The sequence below is a fragment of the Acuticoccus sp. I52.16.1 genome (genome assembly GCF_022865125.1).
Taxonomy (GTDB): domain Bacteria; phylum Pseudomonadota; class Alphaproteobacteria; order Rhizobiales; family Amorphaceae; genus Acuticoccus.
The window spans coordinates 3,422,550-3,443,955 of sequence record NZ_CP094828.1 but is presented as its reverse complement, the minus strand read 5'-3'; the positions used below and the strand labels follow the sequence as shown (position 1 = coordinate 3,443,955).

Here is a 21,406-nt window from a genome sequence, read left to right as displayed (position 1 = left end):
ACGGGCACGCTGCCGCGCCGTAAGATGCCACGGCACCGGGGCGCCGCCCCATCAGCGGGGCACGCATGGACTGGCACCGACCGATCGACAATTATTGCGAGCGGCTCGGCCCGGAGTTCTGGGCCGAGCCGCTCAACGCCTGGTCAAACGCCGCCTTTCTGGTGGCGGCGGCGGTTGCCGCCATCGTGGCACGGCGGCGCGGCGGACCGGACGTCGGCGTCGCGCTCCTCATCGCCGTCATGGTGGCGATCGGCGTCGGCTCGTTCCTCTTCCACACGGTCGCGACACCGCTGGCGGCGCTGGCCGACGTCGTCCCCATCCAGCTCTTCATCGTCGGCTACATGGCGTTGGCGATGCGGCGCTTCGCCGGGATGGCGTGGTGGGGCGCGGCGGCCGTCACGGCAGGCTTCGTCGCCGTTTCGGCAGTCGGCGGCCAGCTACTGGGCCGCGCGGTCGACCTCAACGGCTCGCAGGGCTACATCCCGCCGCTCCTCGCGCTCGGCGTCGTCGGCGCGGCGCTGTGGGCGTCCGGGCGCGGCGCGGCGGGCCGGGCGCTCATCCTCGGGGCCGCGATCTTCGCTCTCTCGCTGACGTTTCGCACCGTCGACGCGGCCATGTGCGAGAGGTTACCCACCGGCACGCACATCCTGTGGCACCTCCTCAACGGGCTTCTCCTCGGCCACCTCACCGTGGCGCTGATCCGCCACGGCGAGGGACCGCCACGCCGAAACGTCAGGCCGGTTTCGGCGCCGCCAGAGCGATCCCCAGGAAATCCTCGGCCTTGAGGCTGGCGCCGCCCACGAGCGCACCGTCGACGTTCTCCACCGCCAGCAGCTCGGCCGCGTTGGACGGCTTGACCGAGCCGCCGTAGAGGATGGCGACGTGCGCGGGGAACCGCTCGGCGAGCTTGGCGCGAATCGCCGCATGCACGGCCGCGACGTCCTCCACCGAGGGCGTGCGCCCGGTTCCGATCGCCCAGACCGGCTCGTAGGCGACGACCAGCTTGGCCGGATCCAGCGTCGCCGGGACCGATCCGTCGAGCTGGGTGCCGACCACGGCCTCGGTCTCGCCGGCGTCGCGCTGGGCCTCGGTCTCGCCGACGCACACGATGGCGGTCAGCCCCGCCCGCTGCGCCGCCGCGGCCTTGGCGGCGACGAGCGCGTCGGTCTCGCCGTGGTCGGCGCGGCGCTCGGAATGGCCGACGATCACGGCCGATGCACCGCATGCGGCCAGCATCTCGGCGGAAATGTCGCCGGTGTGGGCGCCCTTCTCCTCGGGGTGACAGTCCTGCCCGCCGATGGCGATCTTGGACACCGTGGCGCGGTCGGCGAACTTGGAGATCAGCACCGCCGGCGGACACACCAGGAGGTCGATCCCGCGGGTGGTGACCTCCGGCGCACGGGCGATCATCCGGCCGAACTCCTCCATCGACTCGGGCGTGCCGTTCATTTTCCAGTTGCCTGCGATGAGCATTCCGTGTCCCTTTCTCGTGCGGTCGGCGGTGGGGCGCACCGTATTCGGCACTTGCCGCTGTGTTCCATCGTGCGTATGCCGCGCACGGCGTAAACAAACGGCTCTTACATGTTGAATGCACTGCGACGAGGGGCGAAGGGTCCCTTCGCCAAGATACTCATCGCTGTCCTCGTCCTTTCGTTCGCCGTCTGGGGCGTATCCGGCGTCGTCAATACCACCAACGTGTCCGAAGTGGCGCGGGTGGGCGACACCCCGGTCACCGCCCGTGAATTTGAACGTGCCTGGCGACTTCAGTCCATCCGCATCTCGCAACAGCTCGGCCGCGCGCTGACGCCGGAGGAGATCCAGAACTTCGGCCTCGCCAACTCGGTGCTGCAGTCGCTGGTGACCGAGGCGCTCCAGGTGGACGCGGCGCGCACCATCGGCATCGACGTCGGCGACGAGACGCTGGCCGAGCAGCTGCGCACCGACCCGCGCTTCGCCGCCGGCGGCCGGTTCGACCGCAACGCGTTCAACCGCTACCTCGCCAACTTCGGCTACAGCGAGAACGAGTTCATCGAGATCGAGCGCGATGCGACCGTGCAGGAGATGTGGACCAATAGTCTCCTCGGCGGCATGCAGGCGCCGACGCCCTACCTCGAGGCGGTCAACCGTTTCACCAACCAGACGCGCGAAGTGGCGACCTTCCGCCTCACCGACGCCAACCTCGCGACGATCGCCGATCCCACCGAGGAGCAGCTGCAAGCCTACTACGACGAGCACAAGGACGAGTTCCGCGCGCCCGAGCGTCGCAGCTTCACCACCGTCACCCTGTCGCCGCAGCTTCTGGCCGAGCCCGACGTCGTCGACGCGGACGCCGTGCGCCGCGCCTACGAGACGGACGGCGCCTACGGCGAGCCCGAGATGCGCCGCGTGCAGCAGGTTGTTCTCGACGACGCGGAGCTGGCGCAGAAGGCCGCCGACGCCATCAACGAGGGCTACGCCTTCGCCGCGATCCTGCGTCAGCTCGACAAGAAGCGCGCCGACGTCGACCTCGGCCTGGTGACCAAATCGGCCATCTTCAACAAGGCCGTCGCCGACGCCGCGTTCCAGCTCGAGGCGCGCAAGGCGACCGTCGTCGACGGCCGCTTCGGCCCGACGCTGGTGCGCGTGGAAGAGATCCAGGAGGCCGCCAAGCAGCCGTTCGAGGAGGTCGAGGCCGACATCCGCGAGCAGCTCGCCCTCGACGAGGCGATGGATCAGGCGCGCGCGCTCCAGACCGACGTGACCGACGCGGTCGCCGGCGGTGCCCCGGTCAGCGAGATCGCCGAGCGGTTCGACCTGCCGCTGCAGACGGTCGAAGCCGTCACCGCGGGAGGTGTCGGGCTCGACGGGCAGACCGTCGACGTGACGGGTGGCGATACGGTGCTGGGCGCCGCCTTCCGCGCCGAGGCCGGCGACGACGCCGCCCCGGTGGAGGACGGCGACGCCACCATCTGGGTCCAGGTCGACACCATCATCGAGGCGGACGTGCGCCCCTTCGGCGAGGCGCAGACCGACGTTCTCTTCGCCTGGACGGAGGCCGAGCGGGCCCGCCAGCTCGACGAGCTGGCGAGCGCGGCGGTCGACGCCGTGAACGAGGGCACGCCGATCGAGGACGTCGCCGCCGAGTACGACGCCCAGGTCGCGCGGTCCGACCCGTTCACCTTCAACGAGGCGCCCGGCGAGTTGCCGCAGGCCGTGGCCACCGCCGCGTTCGAGGGTCCGGTCGGCCACGCCGCGTCGGTCGCCGACGGCGACTCGCGCATCGTGCTGGAGGTCGCCGCGGTCTCCGAGCCGGCCTTCTTCGCCGAGGATCAGGCCCTCTCCCAGGTGCGCCAGCGCCTCGACGAGGACCTCGCCAACGCCGTCCTGCTCGACTTCCTGAACGCGTGGCAGACCGAGGTCGGGGCGACGGTGAACCAGCCGATCCTCGACCAGATCACCGGCGTCGCCCAGAGGCAGGGGTGATGAAGGCGCCGCGCGCGAGCGCCGGGGCAGGCTCCGGTGGCTAACCTCAAGACCTTCATCGCCAAGGCGGCGGCCGGCGAAGCGCTGTCGCGGGCGGAGGCGTCGGCCGCGTTCGACGTGCTGATGTCGGGCGAGGCGACGCCGGCGCAGATCGGCGGCCTGCTGATGGCGCTGCGCGTCCGCGGCGAGACGGTCGAGGAGATCGCCGGCGCGGTGGAGGTGATGCGGGCACGCATGCTCCCCGTCGCCGCACCGGCCGACGCGATCGACATCGTCGGCACCGGGGGCGACGCGTCCGGCACCTACAACGTCTCCACCTGCGCGGCCTTCATCGTCGCGGCGGCGGGGGTTCCGGTGGCCAAGCACGGCAACCGCGCGCTCTCCTCCAAGTCGGGGGCAGCGGACGTTCTCTCTTCGCTCGGCATCGTGCTGGACCTGACGCCGGAGGGGATCGCCGCCTGCATCCGCACCGCCGGCATCGGCTTCATGTTCGCCCCGGCGCACCACGCGGCGATGAAGCATGTCGGCCCGGCGCGCGTGGAGCTGGGCACCCGCACGATCTTCAACCTGCTCGGGCCGATGTCGAACCCGGCGGGGGTGAAGCGTCAGCTCCTGGGCGTCTTCGCCTCAGAGTGGGTGCGCCCGCTGGCCGAGGCGCTGGCGGCACTGGGGGCGGACCGCGTCTGGGTCGTCCACGGCACCGACGGGCTCGACGAGATGACGACCACGGCCGAGACAGAGGTCGCCGCGGTCGAGAACGGGGCCGTCACCACCTTCACCATCACGCCCGAGGACGCGGGCCTGCCGCGTGCCGCCTTGGCCGATCTCGTCGGCGGCGACGGTGCGCACAACGCCGCCGCGCTGAAGGCGGTGCTCGCCGGCGAGCCGAGCGCCTACCGCGACATCGCCTGCCTCAACGCCGCTGGCGCGCTGGTGGTGGCACAGAAGGCGGCGACCCTTGCCGAGGGGGTCGCACTGGCGCAGAAGCTGATCGACGACGGGTCCGCCGCGGCCCGGCTGGAGGCGCTCGTCTCCTTCTCGAATGCCGCCGCCCCCAAGCCGACAAGCGCGAAGTAGACGCCATGGACGCCGCTCCCGACATTCTCGCCCGCATCGAGGCGTACAAACGCGAGGAAATCGCGGCCGCGCGCCTGGTGGAGGACGGCGCGGCCTGGCGTGCCCGCGCCGAAGCCGCCGCCCCGCCGCGCGACTTCACCGGCGCCTTGCGCGCCGCCGCGGCCGCCGGCCGGCCGGGGCTCATCGCCGAGATCAAGAAGGCGAGCCCGTCCAAAGGTCTCATCCGTCCCGACTTCGACCCTCCGGCATTGGCCCGGGCCTACGCCGAAGGCGGCGCCGCCTGCCTCTCGGTGTTGACCGACAAGCCGTCCTTTCAAGGGGCGCCCGAGTTCCTCACCGCAGCGCGCGAGGCCGTCACGCTGCCGGTGCTGCGCAAGGACTTCATGTACGTGCCCGAGCAGGTGTTCGAGGCGCGAGTGTGGGGTGCGGACGCGATCCTCGTCATCATGACCGCCGTCGACGACGCGCTGGCCCGCGCCCTCGTCGACACCGCGGCCGCGCTCGGCATGGCCGCCCTCCTTGAGGTGCACGACGAGCGCGACATGGAGCGGGCGCTCGCCCTCCCCTCGCCGCTGATCGGCGTCAACAATCGCGATCTGCGCACCTTCGTCACCGATCTCGGCGTGACCGAGCGGCTGGCGGCCATGGTCCCCGGCGACCGCATCATGATCGCCGAGTCCGGCATCGCCACCCACGCCGACGTGACGCGGCTGCAGGCCGCCGGCGCCGGCGCCTTCCTCGTCGGCGAGAGCCTGATGCGCCACGCGGACGTCGCCGCGGCGACGCGCGCGCTGCTCGGCAACCCGCTCACCCACCTCGACGCGACCGGCGCCGCCCACATGGTCGACGTTGCCGGCAAGGCCGAGACCACCCGCGTCGCCGTGGCCGAGGGCACCGTGACCATGGCGCCGGAGACGCTGGAGGCGATCCTGGCGGGCAACGTGAAGAAGGGCGACGTCGTCGCCGTGGCGCGCATCGCCGGCATCATGGCGGCGAAGAAGACCTCCGAGCTGATCCCGCTCTGCCATCCGCTGCCGCTCTCCTCGGTCTCGGTGGACCTCGCGGCCGATCCCGCGCTTCCGGGCTACCGCGTCACCGCGCGGGCCAAGACCACGGGTCGCACCGGGGTCGAGATGGAGGCGCTCACCGCCGTCAGCGCGGCATGCCTGACCCTTTACGACATGGCCAAGGCGATGGACCGGGGCATGGTGATCGGCGGCGTGCGGCTCCTGGAGAAATCCGGCGGCCGCTCCGGCGAGTGGCGCGCCTCTTGATCGACGTCGACGAGGCCCAGGCCCGCCTGCTCGCCGCGGCGCCGCGCCTGCCGGCCGAGGCCGTCGCCCTGGCCGACGCCGCGGGGCGGGTCGCGGCCGAACCGATCGTCGCGCGCCGGACGCAGCCCCCCTTCCCCTCCTCGGCCATGGACGGATATGCGATCCGCACCGCGGACCTGCCGGGGCCGCTGCGTGTGGTGGGCGAGTCGGCGGCCGGACGGCGTTACGCGGCGGCACTCGGGCCGGGCGAGAGCGTGCGCATCTTCACCGGCGCGCCCGTGCCGGAGGGCGCCGACGCGGTCCTGATCCAGGAGGACGCGGCGCGCGAGGGCGACATGGTGCGCGCCACCGACGTCGCCGCGAAGGGCGACAATGTCCGCCGCATGGGCCTCGATTTCGCCCTGGGCGACACGCTGGTGGAGGCCGGGACCGTGCTCGCGCCGCGCCACGTCGCGCTGGCGGGCGCCGGCGGTCACGCCGAGCTCATGGTGGCGCGGCGACCGCGCGTCGCCTTCCTGGCGACCGGTGACGAGTTGGTGCTCCCCGGCGAACCGACCGGCCCCGACCAGATCGTCGCCTCGATCACGCCGGCCCTCGCCGCCACGGTCCAGGCGGCAGGGGCCGAGACGATCGACCTCGGCATCGCGCCGGACGACCGGGCCGAGATAGCCCGCCGCGCCCGCGCGGGGCTCGACGAGGCGGACGTCCTGGTGACGCTCGGCGGCGCTTCGGTGGGCGACCATGACCTCGTCAAGCCGGCGCTCGGCGACCTCGGCATCGAGCCGGATTTCTGGAAGGTGGCGGTGCGGCCCGGCAAGCCGCTGATGTTCTCGTCGCGCCCGCTGGTGCTCGGTCTGCCGGGCAACCCGGTGTCGGGCGCGGTGTGCGCGGTCCTTTTCCTCGTGCCGCTGGTGCGGGCGATGCAAGGTGCCGCCCGGCCGCTCCCCGAGGTGCACGAGGGCGTCCTCGGCCGTGACCTCTCCGGCAACGGTCCGCGGCGCGACCACATGCGCGCCGTCCGCACCGGCCGGACGATCACACCGGCGGCGCGGCAGGATTCCTCGATGCTCAACGTGCTGGCCCACTCGGACGTGCTGTTGGTGCGCGAGCCGCATGCGGGACCGGCGTCGGCGGGCGAAACATGTCGGTATATCGCGCTCTGAGTGCTTGACTCTCGGCACACTGCGGTTGTCCACGTTGCAGAACACACGACGAACGTGTATAGATGATGGCGGAATGATTCGGGTACCAATGCTGGTCATACAGCGTCAGGACGACGGCACACTATGCTGACGAAGAAGCAGTACGATCTCCTCATGTTCATTCATGAGCGTATGAGCTCCACCGGCGTCCCGCCATCTTTCGAAGAGATGAAGGACGCGCTGGACCTGAAGTCGAAGTCAGGCATCCACCGGCTCATCACCGCGCTGGAGGAGCGGGGCTTCATCCGCCGCCTTCCCAACCGCGCCCGCGCCCTCGAGGTTCTGCGCCTACCGGACGTCGCGATGGCGAAGAACGCCCCGCCTCTGCGGCCCCGCGGCTTCTCCCCCTCGGTGATCGAGGGGTCGGCCCCACGCGATCCGATGGCGAGCCCCAAGCGCGGCGCCTCGCTGCGCCCCGTGTCCGCCGCCTACGACGTGGTCGACGTGCCGATGATGGGCCGTATCGCCGCCGGTGTGCCGATCGAGGCGATCCAGCAGCAGAGTTCCGCCGTCCACCTCCCGTCCGACATGATCGGCCCGGGCGAGCACTTCGCCCTCGAGATCAACGGCGATTCGATGATCGACGCCGGCATCCACGACGGTGACACCGTGGTCGTGCGCCGGACCGACCATGCCGAGAACGGCGACATCGTCGTCGCCCTGATCGACGGCGAGGAGGCGACGTTGAAACGCCTGCGCAAGCGCGGCAACACGATCGCCTTGGAGGCCGCCAACCCGGCCTACGAGACCCGCATCTTCGGTGCCGATCGCGTCCAGATCCAAGGCAGGCTCGCCGCCCTCCTCCGCCACTACTGACGCGCGGCCGCCGCGGGGAGATCGGCGCGCCGGCGGACACAGGTCGCGATCACGGCCTCCCCCGCCCCACGCGTCACCGTCCTTTCGTGGCGCGCCCCCAGCCGATCTCCCGTGGTCCTCGTCTTCGGGTCTGCCAACGGCGCACTCCACGGTCCGCGGCCCCGCCGGCCTTGCGACGGCACAGGCCCAACTCCGCCGGTCGGGCCGCGGCCTGTGGGGCGTGTCCGCAGGAGCCGGAGCCGCGGCCGGGGCGGCCTACAGCGAGCTGCAGAGGTGACCGCCGTCGACCTCCAGGGTGCTGCCGGTCATGAAGCCGGAGGCGTCGCTGGCGAGCAGGCAGAGGGCACCGTTGAGGTCCTCGGGCTGGCCCAGGCGGCGCTGCGGGATGCGCTTGATCAGCGCCTTGCCGGCATCGGTGGTGAAGAAGTCCCGGTTGATGTCGGTCTCGATGTAGCCCGGCGCGATCGCGTTGACGCGGATGCCGTACCGCGCCCATTCCAGCGCCAGCGCCTTCGTCATGTGGATCAGCCCGGCCTTCGCCGAAGCGTAGTGCACCAGCGCGCCCGCCGGCCGCATCCCGGTGATCGAGGCGATGTTGACGATCGACCCGCCGGTCCCGGCCGCTTTCAGCCGCACGGCCGCCTCGCGGGCGACGGTGAAGCAGCCGGTCAAGTTCGTGTCGACCACGAAGCGCCAGTCCGCGTCGCCGATGTCCATCGCCGGGGCCGCGGTGGAGACGCCGGCGTTGTTCACCACGACGTCGATCGTGCCGAGCGCGGCCGCGCCGGCGTCGAGACCCGCGGTGATCGAGCCGGTGTCGGTGACGTCCATCGCGACGGCGGTGACGCGGGCGCCGGTGGCGGTGAGCGCGTCGCGCAGCGCCTCCAGCCGGTCGAGGCGGCGGGCGGCGAGGACCACCGCGGCGCCCGCCCCCGCCAGCGCCCTGGCGAAGTTCTCGCCCAACCCGCTCGACGCGCCCGTGACCAGCGCGACTTTCCCGTCCAGCGACAGTTCCATCCCAGTTCTCCTCGTCTCTCGTTGTCTCGTGCGCGGCGGCGGGGCGTCAGCGCGGGCGGCGGATCTTCCACACCCCGTCGGCGGTGGCGACCACCTTCTCCCCCACCCGGGCCGCCCCGCGCAGGAAAATGACCGACCGCGTGGTGCGCACCACCTCGACGTCCGCCTCTAGGAGCACGCCGGCGGGCACCCCGTCGACGAAAGCCACGGTGAGGGTGATCGTCGCCTGACCCGGCGCGTCGTGGGTGCGGGCACCGGTGATGCCGATGGCATGGTCGAGGAAGGTCATGATCGCGCCGCCGTGCATGATGCCGAACGGGTTGAGGTGCCGCTCCTCGACCCGCATCGCAAAGCGCGGACCGTCCGGCGTCTGGCGCGTCAGCATGGGGCCGATCTCGTCGACGAAGCCCTGGCCGGTCATCGCCACCCATCCATCGTCCGTCACGTCGCTCGCGTCCACGCCGGCCCCCTGATCTTGCTCGGTGCCCGGTAGCATGCGCCGCCCGCCGCGCCAACGCGCCTCAGGCGACGCCCGGCGGTTCGGCGATGGCGCGGGCGATGAGCGGCGCCACCGTGTCCGCCGCCTCGTACTGCGCCCAGTGGCCGACGCCGGGGAGGACGTGCTGGCGCGCGCCGGCGGGGTGGGCGGCGAGGATCTCCCACCGCTCGGCGTGCTGGAAGGCGACGCTGTCGCGCTCGCCGTAGATGGCGGTGACGGGGGCGGCGATCTCCGGCAACGCCTCCAGGAGAGCGGCGCTGCGCGAGGCGAGGCGGCTGGGCGCCCGGGCGCGCGGAACGTTGAGGCCCTGGATGTGGACGGCGAGCGCGTCGATCCGCGACGGGTCGGCGAACATCATCGCCGCGAGATTGGCGCGGTGCACCTCGGCGAGCGCGTCGGCCCCGACGTTGCGGACCTTGCGCAGCGGCGGCGGCGGCCCGAGCGGAAAGCCGAACCCCATCGAGCCGATGACGACGAACCCCGCCGCCCGCGCCCCCAGCATCCGCACCAGCCGCGCGCCGACGACGCCCCCGAAGGAGAAGCCGACCACCGTGACCGGTGCCTCGCCGCAGAGGGCGGCGAGACCGTCCGCGATGGGGCGGGCCATCGCGTCGGCGAAGGCGGTCCCCTCGTCGGGGATGACCGGCAGGTCGCCGGAGGCGCCGTAGCCGGGCATGTCGGCGACCAAGAGGCGGTGGCTGCGCGCGAGCGGGGCGATCACGCGCAGCCAGTGCAGCCAGGAGCCGTGGCCGCCGTGCAGCATCGCGACCGCCGGCCCGGCGCCGAAGGTGTGCCACACGATCTCGCCGTCGCCGCAGGGGGTCGTCAGGATATCGGCGGCGGCCTCGAAGGCGGCGAGAACGGCGGCCGGATCGGCGTCAGGGTCGGCGAGCAGCGCCTCCGCGCGGCCGAGCGCCGCCGACGCGCCCCGCGGCCGCCCTGTCTCGGACGCAGCGTCATCCATGATCGTCACTCCATTTCGCCCACGGGCGGCGTCCGCACCGGCGGTCTCGTCGTTGTAGGGTGGCCGGACGCGGGCGAGAGATAGAACTTTTTTCTGCCCGCCATCCGCGCGACCTATAGCGCCGGCCTATGGCCTTCAGCGTGGCGCGGGCGCCGATCCCGGCCGGTCGCGGGTCAGGGCGACGGCCGCCAGCTCCGCCTCGTACTCGGCAAAGAGGCTGTCGGCGCCGGCCCCCAGGCGGTGCAGCGTCTCGAAAGTGTAGAGGCCGCTGTCGTGTCCATCGTCGAAGCCGATCCGCACGGCGTAGCGCCCAACCGGCTCGATGCTGCGGATCGTCACGCCTTTCTTGCCGCCGATGACCTGACGTGCACCATGGCCGGTGCGCTCGGCCGACGGGGTCAGCACGCGCAAAAGCTCGGCGCCGACCGCGTGGCGGGTGCCGTCGTCGTAGGCCACTGTCAGCGTCGTGCGGGCGGGGTCGACGGTGAGGCGCGTCGGCCACGGGATATGTTGCATGACACGTAAACTTTCACATGGGCTTGGATGAACGGCCTTCGAGCCGATATAAACGGATCGTACACGCACGAGGCAATCAATGACGTCAGTCTTGGAGGACACGTTCGGGCGGCGGGTGACCTACCTGCGCATTTCGGTCACGGACCGGTGCGACTTCCGCTGTGTCTACTGCATGTCCGAGAACATGTCGTTCCTGCCGAAGCGCGACCTCCTCACGCTGGAGGAACTGGACCGCTTGTCCACCGCCTTCGTCGAGCGGGGCGTGACGAAGCTGCGCATCACCGGTGGCGAGCCGCTGGTGCGGCGCAACGTGATGAGCCTCTTCCGCGACCTGTCGCGCCACCTGAAGACGGGTGCGCTGAAGGAGCTGACCCTCACCACCAACGGCTCGCAGCTCGGCAAGTATGCGACTGAACTCGCCGACTGCGGGGTGAAGCGGGTCAACGTCTCGCTCGATACGCTGGACCCCGACAATTTCCGCACGATCACCCGCTGGGGCAACCTCGACAAGGTGCTCGAGGGGATGGAGGCGGCGACGGCTGCCGGGCTGAAGATCAAGATCAACATGGTCGCGCTGAAGGACGCCAACGAGCACGAGATCGTGCCGATGATGCGCTTCTGCCACGAGAACGGCCACGACCTGACGCTGATCGAGACGATGCCGCTGGGCGAGATCGAAGCGGACCGGACCGACCAGTATCTGCCGCTCTCCGAGGTGCGCGGCCGCCTGGCGCAGGAATTTACGATGACCGACCTGCCGGACAGCACCGGCGGCCCCGCGCGCTACATGCATGTGGAGGAGACCGGCGGTCGCATCGGCTTCATCACGCCGCTCACGCATAATTTCTGCGAGAGCTGCAACCGGGTCCGGCTCACGTGCACGGGGACGCTGTTCCTGTGCCTGGGACAGGACCACGCCGTCGACCTGCGCGCACCGATGCGCCAGTCCGAGGGCAACGAGGCTCTGCACCGAGCCATCGACCACGGCATGGGTATCAAGCCCCGTGGCCATGACTTCGTGATCGAGCGTCGCAACGAGCGTCCCGCCGTCGCGCGTCACATGTCCACGACGGGGGGCTGAGGCCTCCCACCCCTGGGGTGCCGAAGGTAACGGCCGCGGCGCTCCGAAAAAGGAAGAACCGTGCCTCCACAGGATGGACCGACGTCGGCGGATTTCGCGCCGACGCAAGAATCCGCCGCGTCCGCCGAGGACGCCATAAGCTCCGCCGCTGCGCCCCGCAGCCGCGCGGGCCCGGCCGCCGCGGCTCCGGCGAGCGGAGTGGCCGACAAGCTGCTGCGCTCGCCCGCCCCGCTGTGGCTCCTCATCGCCATGAGCATGGTGCAGCCGGTCGCGCTCAACATGTACGTGCCGGCCATGGCGCAGATGCAGGCCGACCTCGGCACCACGCGCGCCGCCATCTCGCTCAGTCTGTCGGCCTTCCTCATCGCCACCGCGCTGGCGACGCTCGTCGTCGGCGCGATCTCAGACATGCGCGGGCGCCGGCCGGTGCTGATCTTCGGCCTCGGCCTCTACGCGATCGGCTCGGTGCTGTGCGCGCTGGCGCCGTCGGTGGAGATGCTGATCGCCGGGCGCGTCGTCCAGGCGATCGGCAGCTGCGCGGGGCTGGCGCTGTCCCGCGCCATCGTGCGCGACCTGCACGGCGCGCGCACCGCCGCCTCGGCGCTGGCCTACGTGACGATGGGCATGGCGGTCGCGCCGATGATCGCGCCGAGCCTCGGCGGACTGATGTCGGAGCACCTCGGCTGGCGGCCGATCTTCGTCTTCATGGCGGTGATCGGCGTCGTCATCACCATCGCCACCTTCGTGCGGCTGGGGGAGACGCACCCGCCGAGCGGCGAGGCGGGCGGCGTCGCGCGCATGCGGCGCGAGGCGTTGGAGCTCTTCGGCGTGCGCACCTTCTGGATGTACGTCGCGACGGTGTCGTTCATTTCCACGAGCTTCTTCTCGTTCGTCGCCGGCAGCGCCTTCATCTCCGAGACGGTGCTGAACCTCGCGCCCTCGGTCTACGGGCTCTTCTTCATGTGCGTGGCGGCCGGCTACATCACCGGCAACTTCATCACCGGGCGCTTCGTGGAACGGATCGGCATCGTCATGATGATCCGTTTCGGCACCATGTCGGTGCTCAGCGGCATATCGCTGGCGGCGATCGCGCAGGCGAGCGGGGTGACCAGCTCGCTCACCTTCTTCGCGCCGATGGCGCTGGTGGGGCTCGGCAACGGGCTGACGCTGCCGAACGCGATCGCCGGCGCGGTCAGCGTGCGGCCGCACCTCGCCGGCACCGCCTCGGGCCTCACCGGGGCGATGCAGCTGGGCGCCGGCGCGGTGGCGGCGACGGTCACCGGCATCCTCGTCGACGTGAACCCGTGGCCCGGCACGGTGTGGCCGGTGCTGGGGCCGATGGCGTGCGGGACCGCGGTCGCCTTCCTCTTCGCGCTCAATCTCAAGCGCGGCGCGGTCCAGTAGGCTCAGCTCTCGAACACGATCTCGGGGAAGGGCTTGGCCTGGGCGCCCGCCAGGGTCGCGACCAGCTCGGCCGCGATCGCGGCGTAGGCCCCGCCCTCCGGCGTCGACGGGTCGCCGGCGAGCGGGTTCCCGGCGTCGGACGCGTCGCGGATCGCGCGGGTCAGCGGGATCGCGCCGAGGAAGGGGACGCCTTGCGCCTGCGCCTCGCGTGCGCCGCCGCCATGGCCGAAGATGTCCGTCTCGCCGCCGCAGTGCGGGCAGATGAAGGTGGACATGTTCTCCACCATGCCCAGGATCGGGACGTTGACCGCGGCGAACATGTTGGTCGCCTTGCGCACGTCGAGGAGGGCGAGGTCCTGCGGCGTCGTCACCACCACGGCGCCGGCCAGCGAGACGCGCTGCGCCAGCGAGAGCTGAATGTCGCCGGTGCCGGGCGGCAGGTCGATCAGCAGCGCATCGAGGTCGCCCCAGGTGGTCTCGCGCACGAGCTGCATCAGCGCGCCGGAGACCATCGGCCCGCGCCACACCACCGCTTTCGCCGGGTCGACCATGAAGCCGACCGACATGATCTTGATGCCGTGCGTGTCGAGCGGCACGAACCCGCCTTTGGGCCGGTAGTCCTGGGCGCCGAACAGGATCGGCACCGAGGGGCCGAAGATGTCCGCGTCGACCAGGCCGACCCGCCAGCCCAGCCCCGCGAGCGCCACCGCCAGGTTGGCGGACACGGTGGACTTGCCCACCCCGCCCTTGCCCGACCCCACCGCGATGATGCGCTTCACGCCGGCGAGATTGTCCGGCTTCTGGGGCTCGGCGGCGGCCTGCGGGGTCCCCGCCGGTGCGGCGCGCGGCGGGGCGGCCGGCGCGGCGCGGGAGGCGGTCGGCTTGGCCCCCCCCACCAGGCGCTTGGCCTTGGCGAGGAAGCCGGGGCGCTCGGCCGTCACTTCCTCCGAGGCGTTGCCGTCGCGCTCGTCCACGACGGCGGCGAGAACGTCGCTCACCCCGTCGAGCGCCTTGACGGCGGCCTCGGCGGCGGCGCGCGCCCCCTCCATCGCGTGCGGGTCGTGGGCCGCCAGCGCGAAGCCCACACGCCCATCGTCCCGCACCACCAGCGAGCGAACCCGGCGGCGCGAGACGAGGTCGCCGCCCTCCGGATCGGCTACGGTGCCCAGAACGTGCAGCACCTGTTCGCGTGTGACCATGGGACTTGTCCTTTCCGCCGCTCTCGTCGGGCGGGTCCCGCCACCGGGCCGCCCGCCTTGCGTGTGGTCTTGTTTCCTGCCGGACGCAACGTCAACGCGGTTGACGCGCCGCTCCCAGGCGTGATGATGACGCCACCGGACCACATGCCCTGATGTCTTACAGTATCCCCCGCCCGTGACCCGCCGCCTCGAGCGCTTTGCCTTCGTCGCCGCGGAGACGGCCGAAGCACGGGCCGCCGCCCAGTCCCTCGCCGACCGTTACGGCGCGCACGAGCCGGACGATGCCGACGTGATCGTCGCGCTGGGGGGCGACGGGCTGATGCTGTCGTGCCTGCATCGCTTCATGTCCACAGGCAAGCCGACGTTCGGCATGAACCGCGGCTCGGTCGGCTTCCTGATGAACGACTTCGCGGTCGAACGGCTGCAGGAGCGCATCGCCTCGGCCGAGATCACCACGATCCGCCCGCTGCACATGCGCGCGACCAACACGCGCGACGAGGTGTTCGAGGCGCGGGCGATCAACGAGGTGTCGATCCTGCGGCAGACCTACCAGGCGGCCAAGCTGGCGATCCACATCGACGGCCGGCCCCGCCTGCGCGAGTTGATCTGCGACGGCATCCTCGTCGCCACCCCGGCGGGGTCGACCGCCTACAACCTCTCCGCCCACGGGCCGATTTTGCCGATCAACGCGCAGCTCCTCGCGCTGACGCCGATCTCCGCCTTCCGCCCCCGGCGCTGGCGCGGCGCGCTGCTGCCGAGCCACGTGAGGGTGACGATCGAGGCGCTGGAGCAGATCAAGCGGCCCATCGCCGCCGCGGCCGACCATGTCGAGATCCGCCAGGTCGCGCGGGTCGAGATCAGCGAAGACCAGGAGGCGAGCTGCCAGATCATGTTCGACCCGGATCATTCCTGGGACGAGCGGATCCTCGCCGAGCAGTTCATGTACTGAGGGCCTCTGACGCCTCTTCAGACACGTGGGCGTTGCGGCGGAGCGCCGCCGCGAACATCGCCGCCGCCTCGCTCAACGGCGCGTCACGCCGCGTGATGAGGCCGAATCCGGCGATCGACATCATCTCGGTCATCTGCAACTGCGCCAAGAGGCCGGCGCGGATATGGTCGCGCACCACCGCCAACGGCAGCAGCGCCACCGCGTCCGATTGCTGGACGAGGTGCAGGATGCCGAAAATCGACACCGCTTCGACGACGTCGGTCGGCTGCCGTCCGGCCTCGGCGAACGCGGCGTCCAACACCCGGCGCGCCGGGGTGGACGTCGGTTGCAGGACCCAGGGGTGGGCGATCAGGGCCGTCAACGACAGCGGCCGGCCCGGCGAGTCCAGCGTGTGGCCCGCGCGCACGACCACGGCCAACGGCTCGTCCGCCAGCGGCTCGAACCGGAAGGCCTCGCGGGCGCGGGGGTCACTGACGCGGCCGACGGCGAGGTCGAGGTCGCCGCGCTCCAGCAGGCTGATGATCTGGTCGCTCGTCTCCCCGACCAGGCGCACGGTCATATGCGGGCGGGCGCGCTTCACCTCGGCCACCGTGCGGGCGACGAGATCCGGCGCGGAGCCCATGATGGCGCCCACCACCAGCGTGCCGTAGCCGCCCTGGCGCATCGCCGAAAATCCCTCCTCGAACCGCCTCAGCCGGCCGAGTTGCTCACGCGCGTGGGCGACGAACAGCTCCCCCATTTCGGTGACGCGCATGCCCCGCGGCTCGCGCACGAAGAGCGGGCAGCCGACCATCGCCTCGACGTCCATCAGCATCTTGGAGCCGGTGGACTGGGTCATGTTCAGCGCCTCGGTGGCGCGGTGCATCGTCCCATGCGTCGCGAGCGACTCCACCAGGGCGAGATGCCGAAACCGCAACGTTTGGATGAAGTTACTCATCAGATCCCGCGGATCGATCGCGATTTGCGATCGCAGCATGGCACAATCTCATTGGATTGGCACCACCCCTTTCGATCAATTGCGGCATCGATCCAGCAGAGATCAGGCAGCGAGAGGGAGACCCCTGAATGGCGGTACCAGTGATCAAGCACGTCCGTGCCAGCGTCGTGCGCGGCGGCGGCGCGGACTACCACGATCAGGGCGCCGATCACTGGATCGACGACAACATCTCGACGCCGATGTCGAAGTATCCGGCCTATCGCGCCAGCCGCCAGTCCTTCGGTATCAACGTCCTCGGCACGCTGCTGGTCGAGATCGAGACCGACACCGGGCACCGCGGCTTCGCCGTCACCACGGCGGGCGAGCCGGGCGCCTACATCGTCGAGAAGCACCTCGCCCGCTTCCTGGAAGGCCGCAAGGTCACCGACATCGAGCTGATGTGGGATCAGATGTACAACGCGACCATCTACTACGGTCGCCGCGGTCTGGTGCTCAATGTCATCTCCGGCGTCGACCTGGCGCTGTGGGATCTCCTCGGTCAGGTGCGCCAGGAGCCGGTGCACGCCATGATCGGCGGCGCGGTGCGCGACGAGATCACCTTCTACGCCACCGGCGCCCGGCCGGACCTTGCCAAGGAGATGGGCTTCATCGGCGGCAAGATGCCGCTGCGCTTCGGCCCGGCCCAGGGCGAGGACGGCCTCAACGAGGCGGTCGAGCACGTCGCCAAGATGCGCGACAAGGTCGGCCCGGACTTCTGGCTGATGTACGACTGCTGGATGAGCCTCACGGTCGAGTACGCGACGCGCCTCGCCAACCGCCTGGCGCCGATCGGCTTCAAGTGGATCGAAGAGTGCCTCTCGCCGGACGACTATTGGGGTTATGCGGAGCTGCGCCGCAACGTGCCGCGCGGCATGCTCGTCACCACCGGCGAGCACGAGGCGACCCGCTGGGGCTTCCGCATGCTCCTCGAGATGGACTGCTGCGACATCATCCAGCCGGACGTGAACTGGTGCGGCGGCCTGACCGAGCTGAAGAAGATCTCGGCGCTGGCGGACGCGCACGGCAAGCTCGTCGTCCCGCACGGGTCGAGCGTCTATTCTTACCACTTCGTCTGCACCCAGCAGAACAGCCCGTTCGCCGAGTTCCTGATGATGGCCCCCAAGGCCGACAAGGTGGTGCCGATGTTCTCGCCGATGCTGGAGGGCGAGCCGGTGCCGGTGAACGGCAAGATCAAGATGTCCGAGCTCGACAAGCCGGGCTTCGGCGTGACGCTCGCCGACGACCTGACGCTCGAGCGGCCGTACACGCACTGATGACGCGCCGCTTCGGCGGCGCTCCGGAGCCGCGCGGCGGCCACCCCCGCCCGCGGAATGCTGACAAGAATCTCCCAAGGAGGACGACCCGATGACATTCATGACTTCCGCGCGGCTGACGGTGGCGGCGCTTCTGGGCACGGCGATGCTCGCCGGCCCGGCCGCCGCGCAGACGACGATCCGCCTCGCCCACCATCTGCAGGAGAACTCCGAGCAGCACCTCGCCGCCACGCGGCTGAAGGAGCTGGTGGAAGAGCGCTCCAACGGCGAGCTGAAGATGGAGATCCTCCCCGCCGGCCAGCTCGGCGGTCAGCGCGAAATCATCGAGGGCGTGCAGTTCGGCACCATCGAGATGGGCTTCGGCGAGAGCGGGCTCTACGCCAACTACGTGCCGGGCTTCGGCATCCTCACCCTCCCCTACCTCTACACCGGGCCGGAGCACTGGGAAGCGGTCGTCACCGGCGAGATTGGCCAGACGATGGTCGACCAGCTCGAGGAGGCCACCGGTCTCGTTCTCACCAACTGGATGCTGTCGGGTTACCGCGACACCTACACCACCGACCGCGTGATCGAGACCCCGGCAGACTTCGAGGGCCTCAAGATCCGCGTGCCCGAGAGCCCGGTCTTCATCGAGACGTTCGCCGCGCTGGGCGCCGAGCCGACGCCGATCCCGTTCACCGAGCTCTACACCGCGCTGCAGTCCGGCGTGGTCGCGGCGATGGAAGGGACCCCCGAGTCCGGCATGACGCAGCGCATGTACGAGGTGACGAAGCACCTCAACAAGACGCGGCACATCCTGTTCGACGGCTCGTTCGTCACCTCGCGCATGTTCCTCGACAGCCTGTCGGAGGAGAACCAGAAGATCCTGATGGACGCCGCCGCCGAGGTCGCCCGCATGCAGATCGACGAGCAGGCCGCCCGTGAGGCCGACTGGTTCGAGAAGCTCGCCGAGACCGGCATCGAGATCCACGACGTCGACCCGGCGCCGTTCCGCGAGGTGCTGACCCCGGTGCAGGACGCGTTCGCCGAGGACGCCGGCGCCACCGACGCGCTTGCGCAGATTCGCGAACTCGGCGCTCAGTGACACCGACGCCGGGCGATGACCACCGGCGGGGTACGCTCCGCCGCGTGGCTGATGGGATCGCTGCCGTTCTGGCGGCGGTCCTCACAGTCGTTTTCGCGGTGATGATCGCCCTGGTGTTTCTCCAGGTGGTCGATCGCTTCGCCCCCTGGTTCTCCTACTTCTGGACCGAAGAGGTGGTCCGCATCCTCCTGGTCTGGACCGTGATGCTCGGCCTGCCGGTCGTGCTCTACATCCACGGCGAGATCATCGTCGACCTGCTGCCGCTGCCGCCCGCCGCCACCATCTGGCGCCTGCGGCTGGCGACGCTGCTGGGCGCCGTCTTCCTCGGCTTCCTCGCCTGGTACGGGTACAAGTTCGCCGCCCAGTCGGCCAACTTCCGCCTTCCCACGCTCGGCATCTCGCGCGGCTGGATCTACGCTCCGATCCCCATCGGCGCGGCGCTCGGCATCCTCGCCCTCCTCGTTCGCCGGGAGAGCGGCGCGCACGCCTACCCGCTCGCCGAAGGCGACGACACTCCGGTGAACTTCTCATGACCGTCGCCGTTCTCTTCGGCCTCTTCACGGTGCTCCTCGTGGTGGGCGTGCCGATCGCCTTCGCGATGGGCCTCTCCGCCGTCACGGTGGTGCTGTTCTTCATGAACGTGCCGCTGGTGCTGCTGCCGCAGCGCTTCTTCTCCTCGCTCGATTCCTTCCCGCTGATGGCGATTCCGCTCTTCATCCTGGCGGGCAACCTGATGAACGTGTCGGGCATCACCGAGGCGATCGTGCGCTTCGCCTCGGCGCTCATCGGCCACATCCGCGGCGGCCTGGCGCAGGTCAACATCGCCACCTCGCTGATGTTCTCCGGCATCTCCGGCTCGGCCGCGGCGGACGTCGCGGCGGTCGGCTCCATGCTGCTGCCGGCGATGAAGAAGGAGGGCTACAAGCCCGAGTGGTCGGCCGTGATCACCGCCGCGTCGGCCATCCTGGGGCCGATCCTGCCCCCTTCCCTCCTCATGGTGCTCTACGGCGCGATGACGGGGCTCTCCATCGGCACGCTCTTCCTCGCCGGGATCCTGCCGGGCATCGTCATCGCGCTGTTCCTGATGGCGCTGACCTGGGTGAAGGCCGATTCCATCGGCGGCAAGCGCTACCCGCGCGCGTCGAAATCCGAGGTCGGCGGGGCATTCCTCGCCGCGCTGCCGGCGATGGTGCTGCCGCTCCTCATCATCGGCGGCATCCAGTCCGGGTTCTTCACCGCCACCGAGGCGGGCGTGCTGGCGGTCGTGTACGCGCTGCTCTACGGCTTCGTCACCGGCAAGCTCGGCCCCGGCCGTGCCTGGAACCACCTGCGCGACGCCGCCGTCGCTACATCGTCGATCCTCATCATCCTGGGCGGCGCGGCGCTGTTCTCCTGGATCATCGCGCGCGAGGGCTTCCCGGCACAGATCGCCGACGCTCTGACCACCCTGACCCAGAACCCCTATTTGGCGCTCGGCCTGATCGTCGCCGCGCTCCTGGTGCTGGGGATGTTCGTCGAGACCATCTCGGCGCTTATCCTGGTGACGCCGATGCTGGCACCGATCGGCGCCGCCTACGGCATCGACCCGATCCACTTCGCCATCGTCACCATCATCTCGGTGCTGCTGGGCTCGATCACGCCGCCGGTGGCGATCATCCTCATCCTCGCCTGCCGCATCGGCGGGGTGGACTACGCCAAGGTGATGAAGCCCTTCATCCCCTACTTCCTCATCATCCTCGCCGGCCTGATCGTCATCACCTACGTGCCGGCCGTCACGCTCTCGGTGCCGCGCCTGTTCGGCGGCTACGGCGGCTGACCCGCCGCCCGCCGACGCGCATCGAGCCCCCAAGGAGACCATTCCACCCATGAACAAGATCGACCTCGAAGGCCGCGTCGCCGCCGTCACGGGCGGGGCGCAAGGGATCGGGCTGGCCGTCGCCAAGCGCCTCGCCGCCGGCGGCGCCAAGGTTTCCATCTGGGACCGCGACGAGAAGCTCGGCAAGGCCGCCGCCGCCGAGCTCGGCTGCGACTTCCGCTCGCTGGAGCAGACCGACGAGCTCGCCGTCTCCTCGGTGGTCAAGTCCGTCGAGAGCGATCTCGGCGCGGTGGACGTGCTGATCGCCTGTGCGGGGATCGCCGGCGCCAACGCCCCGGTGAAGGACTACGACCCGGCCGAGTGGCGCCGCATCATCGACATCAACCTCAACGGCGTCTTCTACCTCAACCGCGCCGTGGTGCCGGGGATGATCGCGCGCAACTACGGCCGCATCGTCAACGTGGCGTCCATCGCGGGCAAGGAGGGCAACCCCAACGCGTCGGCCTACTCGGCCTCCAAGGCGGGCGTCGTCGCGCTGACGAAGTCGCTCGGCAAGGAACTCGCGGGGCACGACATCGGCGTCAACTGCGTGACGCCGGCGGCCGCCCGCACCCGCATCTTCGACCAGATGAAGCAGGAGCACATCGACTACATGCTGTCGAAGATCCCGCGCAATCGCTTCCTGGAAGTCGACGAAGCGGCCGCGATGATCGCCTGGCTGGCCTCGGCCGACAATTCCTTCACCACCGGCGCCGTGTTCGACCTCTCCGGCGGCCGCGCCACCTACTGAGACGAG

The 21,406-nt window shown here is 70.5% G+C and carries 21 protein-coding genes; 14 read left to right on the top strand and 7 right to left on the bottom strand.

Annotated features, from left to right (window positions below; genetic code table 11):
* The first annotated feature begins 65 nt into the window (after positions 1 to 65).
* Positions 66 to 785 (top strand): ceramidase domain-containing protein, encoded by a 720-nt coding sequence (locus MRB58_RS15530; protein WP_244778029.1) that lies wholly within the window; start codon positions 66 to 68, stop codon positions 783 to 785.
* Here MRB58_RS15530 and tpiA read toward each other — a convergent pair.
* On the bottom strand, positions 733 to 1,473 hold the full coding sequence (gene tpiA / locus MRB58_RS15525; protein WP_244778028.1) for a triose-phosphate isomerase: 741 nt from the start codon (positions 1,471 to 1,473) through the stop codon (positions 733 to 735). The genes MRB58_RS15530 and tpiA overlap by 53 nt on opposite strands.
* A gap of 108 nt (positions 1,474 to 1,581) precedes the next feature.
* Here tpiA and MRB58_RS15520 point away from each other — a divergent pair, with 108 nt between their 5' ends.
* From MRB58_RS15520 to lexA, 5 genes are all read left to right on the top strand, one after another.
* Positions 1,582 to 3,462 (top strand): peptidylprolyl isomerase, encoded by a 1,881-nt coding sequence (locus MRB58_RS15520; protein WP_244778027.1) that lies wholly within the window; start codon positions 1,582 to 1,584, stop codon positions 3,460 to 3,462.
* A gap of 36 nt (positions 3,463 to 3,498) precedes the next feature.
* Positions 3,499 to 4,539 carry an anthranilate phosphoribosyltransferase gene (gene trpD / locus MRB58_RS15515; protein ID WP_244778026.1) on the top strand — a complete coding sequence of 347 codons (1,041 nt, stop codon included), beginning with the start codon at positions 3,499 to 3,501 and terminating at the stop codon, positions 4,537 to 4,539.
* 5 nt (positions 4,540 to 4,544) lie between these two features.
* Complete coding sequence (gene trpC / locus MRB58_RS24980; RefSeq protein WP_371747188.1) at positions 4,545 to 5,813, top strand: indole-3-glycerol phosphate synthase TrpC; 1,269 nt, start codon at positions 4,545 to 4,547, stop codon at positions 5,811 to 5,813.
* Entirely contained in the window at positions 5,810 to 6,976 is a 1,167-nt protein-coding gene (gene glp / locus MRB58_RS15500; RefSeq protein ID WP_244778025.1) for a gephyrin-like molybdotransferase Glp, read from the top strand. Before trpC ends, glp begins: the two co-directional genes overlap by 4 nt.
* 123 nt (positions 6,977 to 7,099) lie before the next feature.
* Positions 7,100 to 7,831 carry a transcriptional repressor LexA gene (gene lexA, locus MRB58_RS15495; protein ID WP_244778024.1) on the top strand — a complete coding sequence of 244 codons (732 nt, stop codon included), beginning with the start codon at positions 7,100 to 7,102 and terminating at the stop codon, positions 7,829 to 7,831.
* A gap of 255 nt (positions 7,832 to 8,086) precedes the next feature.
* On the opposite strand, the gene MRB58_RS15490 is transcribed toward lexA, so the two are convergent.
* The 4 genes from MRB58_RS15490 to MRB58_RS15475 all read right to left on the bottom strand — a co-directional run bounded on the left by MRB58_RS15490 (position 8,087) and on the right by MRB58_RS15475 (position 10,827).
* The gene (locus MRB58_RS15490) at positions 8,087 to 8,848 is read right to left on the bottom strand and encodes an SDR family NAD(P)-dependent oxidoreductase (protein ID WP_244778023.1); all 762 of its coding nucleotides are present in this window, start codon (positions 8,846 to 8,848) and stop codon (positions 8,087 to 8,089) included.
* Between the two features lie 46 nt (positions 8,849 to 8,894).
* Positions 8,895 to 9,308: a PaaI family thioesterase gene (locus MRB58_RS15485; RefSeq protein WP_244778022.1), complete on the bottom strand. Its 414-nt coding sequence runs from the start codon at positions 9,306 to 9,308 to the stop codon at positions 8,895 to 8,897.
* Positions 9,309 to 9,369: 61 nt separating this feature from the next.
* Positions 9,370 to 10,311, bottom strand: a complete 942-nt coding sequence (locus MRB58_RS15480) for an alpha/beta fold hydrolase (protein ID WP_244778021.1) — start codon at positions 10,309 to 10,311, stop codon at positions 9,370 to 9,372.
* 135 nt (positions 10,312 to 10,446) lie between these two features.
* Entirely contained in the window at positions 10,447 to 10,827 is a 381-nt protein-coding gene (locus MRB58_RS15475; RefSeq protein ID WP_244778020.1) for a gamma-butyrobetaine hydroxylase-like domain-containing protein, read from the bottom strand.
* A 79-nt stretch (positions 10,828 to 10,906) separates the two neighbouring features.
* On the opposite strand from MRB58_RS15475, the gene moaA reads away from it, so the two are divergent.
* Both moaA and MRB58_RS15465 read left to right on the top strand, forming a co-directional pair.
* Entirely contained in the window at positions 10,907 to 11,908 is a 1,002-nt protein-coding gene (gene moaA, locus MRB58_RS15470) for a GTP 3',8-cyclase MoaA (RefSeq protein WP_244778019.1), read from the top strand.
* A gap of 198 nt (positions 11,909 to 12,106) precedes the next feature.
* The gene (locus MRB58_RS15465) at positions 12,107 to 13,312 is read left to right on the top strand and encodes a multidrug effflux MFS transporter (RefSeq protein WP_244778018.1); all 1,206 of its coding nucleotides are present in this window, start codon (positions 12,107 to 12,109) and stop codon (positions 13,310 to 13,312) included.
* Between the two features lie 2 nt (positions 13,313 to 13,314).
* Here the strand turns inward: MRB58_RS15465 and MRB58_RS15460 are convergent, their stop codons facing one another.
* Complete coding sequence (locus MRB58_RS15460) at positions 13,315 to 14,511, bottom strand: Mrp/NBP35 family ATP-binding protein (RefSeq protein WP_244778017.1); 1,197 nt, start codon at positions 14,509 to 14,511, stop codon at positions 13,315 to 13,317.
* A gap of 175 nt (positions 14,512 to 14,686) precedes the next feature.
* On the opposite strand from MRB58_RS15460, the gene MRB58_RS15455 reads away from it, so the two are divergent.
* Positions 14,687 to 15,460: an NAD kinase gene (locus MRB58_RS15455; RefSeq protein ID WP_244778016.1), complete on the top strand. Its 774-nt coding sequence runs from the start codon at positions 14,687 to 14,689 to the stop codon at positions 15,458 to 15,460.
* On the opposite strand, the gene MRB58_RS15450 is transcribed toward MRB58_RS15455, so the two are convergent.
* The gene (locus MRB58_RS15450) at positions 15,450 to 16,436 is read right to left on the bottom strand and encodes a LysR family transcriptional regulator (RefSeq protein ID WP_244778015.1); all 987 of its coding nucleotides are present in this window, start codon (positions 16,434 to 16,436) and stop codon (positions 15,450 to 15,452) included. The genes MRB58_RS15455 and MRB58_RS15450 overlap by 11 nt on opposite strands.
* Positions 16,437 to 16,525: 89 nt before the next feature.
* Here MRB58_RS15450 and rhmD point away from each other — a divergent pair, with 89 nt between their 5' ends.
* From rhmD to MRB58_RS15425, 5 genes are all read left to right on the top strand, one after another.
* On the top strand, positions 16,526 to 17,710 hold the full coding sequence (gene rhmD / locus MRB58_RS15445; RefSeq protein ID WP_244778014.1) for an L-rhamnonate dehydratase: 1,185 nt from the start codon (positions 16,526 to 16,528) through the stop codon (positions 17,708 to 17,710).
* Positions 17,711 to 17,801: 91 nt separating this feature from the next.
* The gene (locus tag MRB58_RS15440) at positions 17,802 to 18,794 is read left to right on the top strand and encodes a TRAP transporter substrate-binding protein (RefSeq protein WP_244778013.1); all 993 of its coding nucleotides are present in this window, start codon (positions 17,802 to 17,804) and stop codon (positions 18,792 to 18,794) included.
* 44 nt (positions 18,795 to 18,838) lie between these two features.
* Positions 18,839 to 19,327, top strand: coding sequence for a TRAP transporter small permease (locus MRB58_RS15435; protein ID WP_244778012.1), 489 nt, complete (start codon positions 18,839 to 18,841; stop codon positions 19,325 to 19,327).
* On the top strand, positions 19,324 to 20,610 hold the full coding sequence (locus MRB58_RS15430; protein WP_244778011.1) for a TRAP transporter large permease: 1,287 nt from the start codon (positions 19,324 to 19,326) through the stop codon (positions 20,608 to 20,610). Before MRB58_RS15435 ends, MRB58_RS15430 begins: the two co-directional genes overlap by 4 nt.
* A gap of 49 nt (positions 20,611 to 20,659) precedes the next feature.
* Entirely contained in the window at positions 20,660 to 21,400 is a 741-nt protein-coding gene (locus MRB58_RS15425; protein ID WP_244778010.1) for an SDR family NAD(P)-dependent oxidoreductase, read from the top strand.
* The last annotated feature ends 6 nt before the right edge of the window (positions 21,401 to 21,406 follow it).

Coding starts and splice junctions, on each gene's coding strand:
- MRB58_RS15530 (WP_244778029.1), top strand. CDS start 66: ATGGACTGGCACCGACCGATCGACAATTATTGCGAGCGGCTCGGCCCG.
- tpiA (WP_244778028.1), bottom strand. CDS start 1,473: ATGCTCATCGCAGGCAACTGGAAAATGAACGGCACGCCCGAGTCGATG.
- MRB58_RS15520 (WP_244778027.1), top strand. CDS start 1,582: ATGTTGAATGCACTGCGACGAGGGGCGAAGGGTCCCTTCGCCAAGATA.
- trpC (WP_371747188.1), top strand. CDS start 4,545: ATGGACGCCGCTCCCGACATTCTCGCCCGCATCGAGGCGTACAAACGC.
- lexA (WP_244778024.1), top strand. CDS start 7,100: ATGCTGACGAAGAAGCAGTACGATCTCCTCATGTTCATTCATGAGCGT.
- MRB58_RS15490 (WP_244778023.1), bottom strand. CDS start 8,848: ATGGAACTGTCGCTGGACGGGAAAGTCGCGCTGGTCACGGGCGCGTCG.
- MRB58_RS15480 (WP_244778021.1), bottom strand. CDS start 10,311: ATGGATGACGCTGCGTCCGAGACAGGGCGGCCGCGGGGCGCGTCGGCG.
- MRB58_RS15475 (WP_244778020.1), bottom strand. CDS start 10,827: ATGCAACATATCCCGTGGCCGACGCGCCTCACCGTCGACCCCGCCCGC.
- moaA (WP_244778019.1), top strand. CDS start 10,907: ATGACGTCAGTCTTGGAGGACACGTTCGGGCGGCGGGTGACCTACCTG.
- MRB58_RS15460 (WP_244778017.1), bottom strand. CDS start 14,511: ATGGTCACACGCGAACAGGTGCTGCACGTTCTGGGCACCGTAGCCGAT.
- MRB58_RS15450 (WP_244778015.1), bottom strand. CDS start 16,436: ATGCTGCGATCGCAAATCGCGATCGATCCGCGGGATCTGATGAGTAAC.
- rhmD (WP_244778014.1), top strand. CDS start 16,526: ATGGCGGTACCAGTGATCAAGCACGTCCGTGCCAGCGTCGTGCGCGGC.
- MRB58_RS15440 (WP_244778013.1), top strand. CDS start 17,802: ATGACATTCATGACTTCCGCGCGGCTGACGGTGGCGGCGCTTCTGGGC.
- MRB58_RS15430 (WP_244778011.1), top strand. CDS start 19,324: ATGACCGTCGCCGTTCTCTTCGGCCTCTTCACGGTGCTCCTCGTGGTG.
- MRB58_RS15425 (WP_244778010.1), top strand. CDS start 20,660: ATGAACAAGATCGACCTCGAAGGCCGCGTCGCCGCCGTCACGGGCGGG.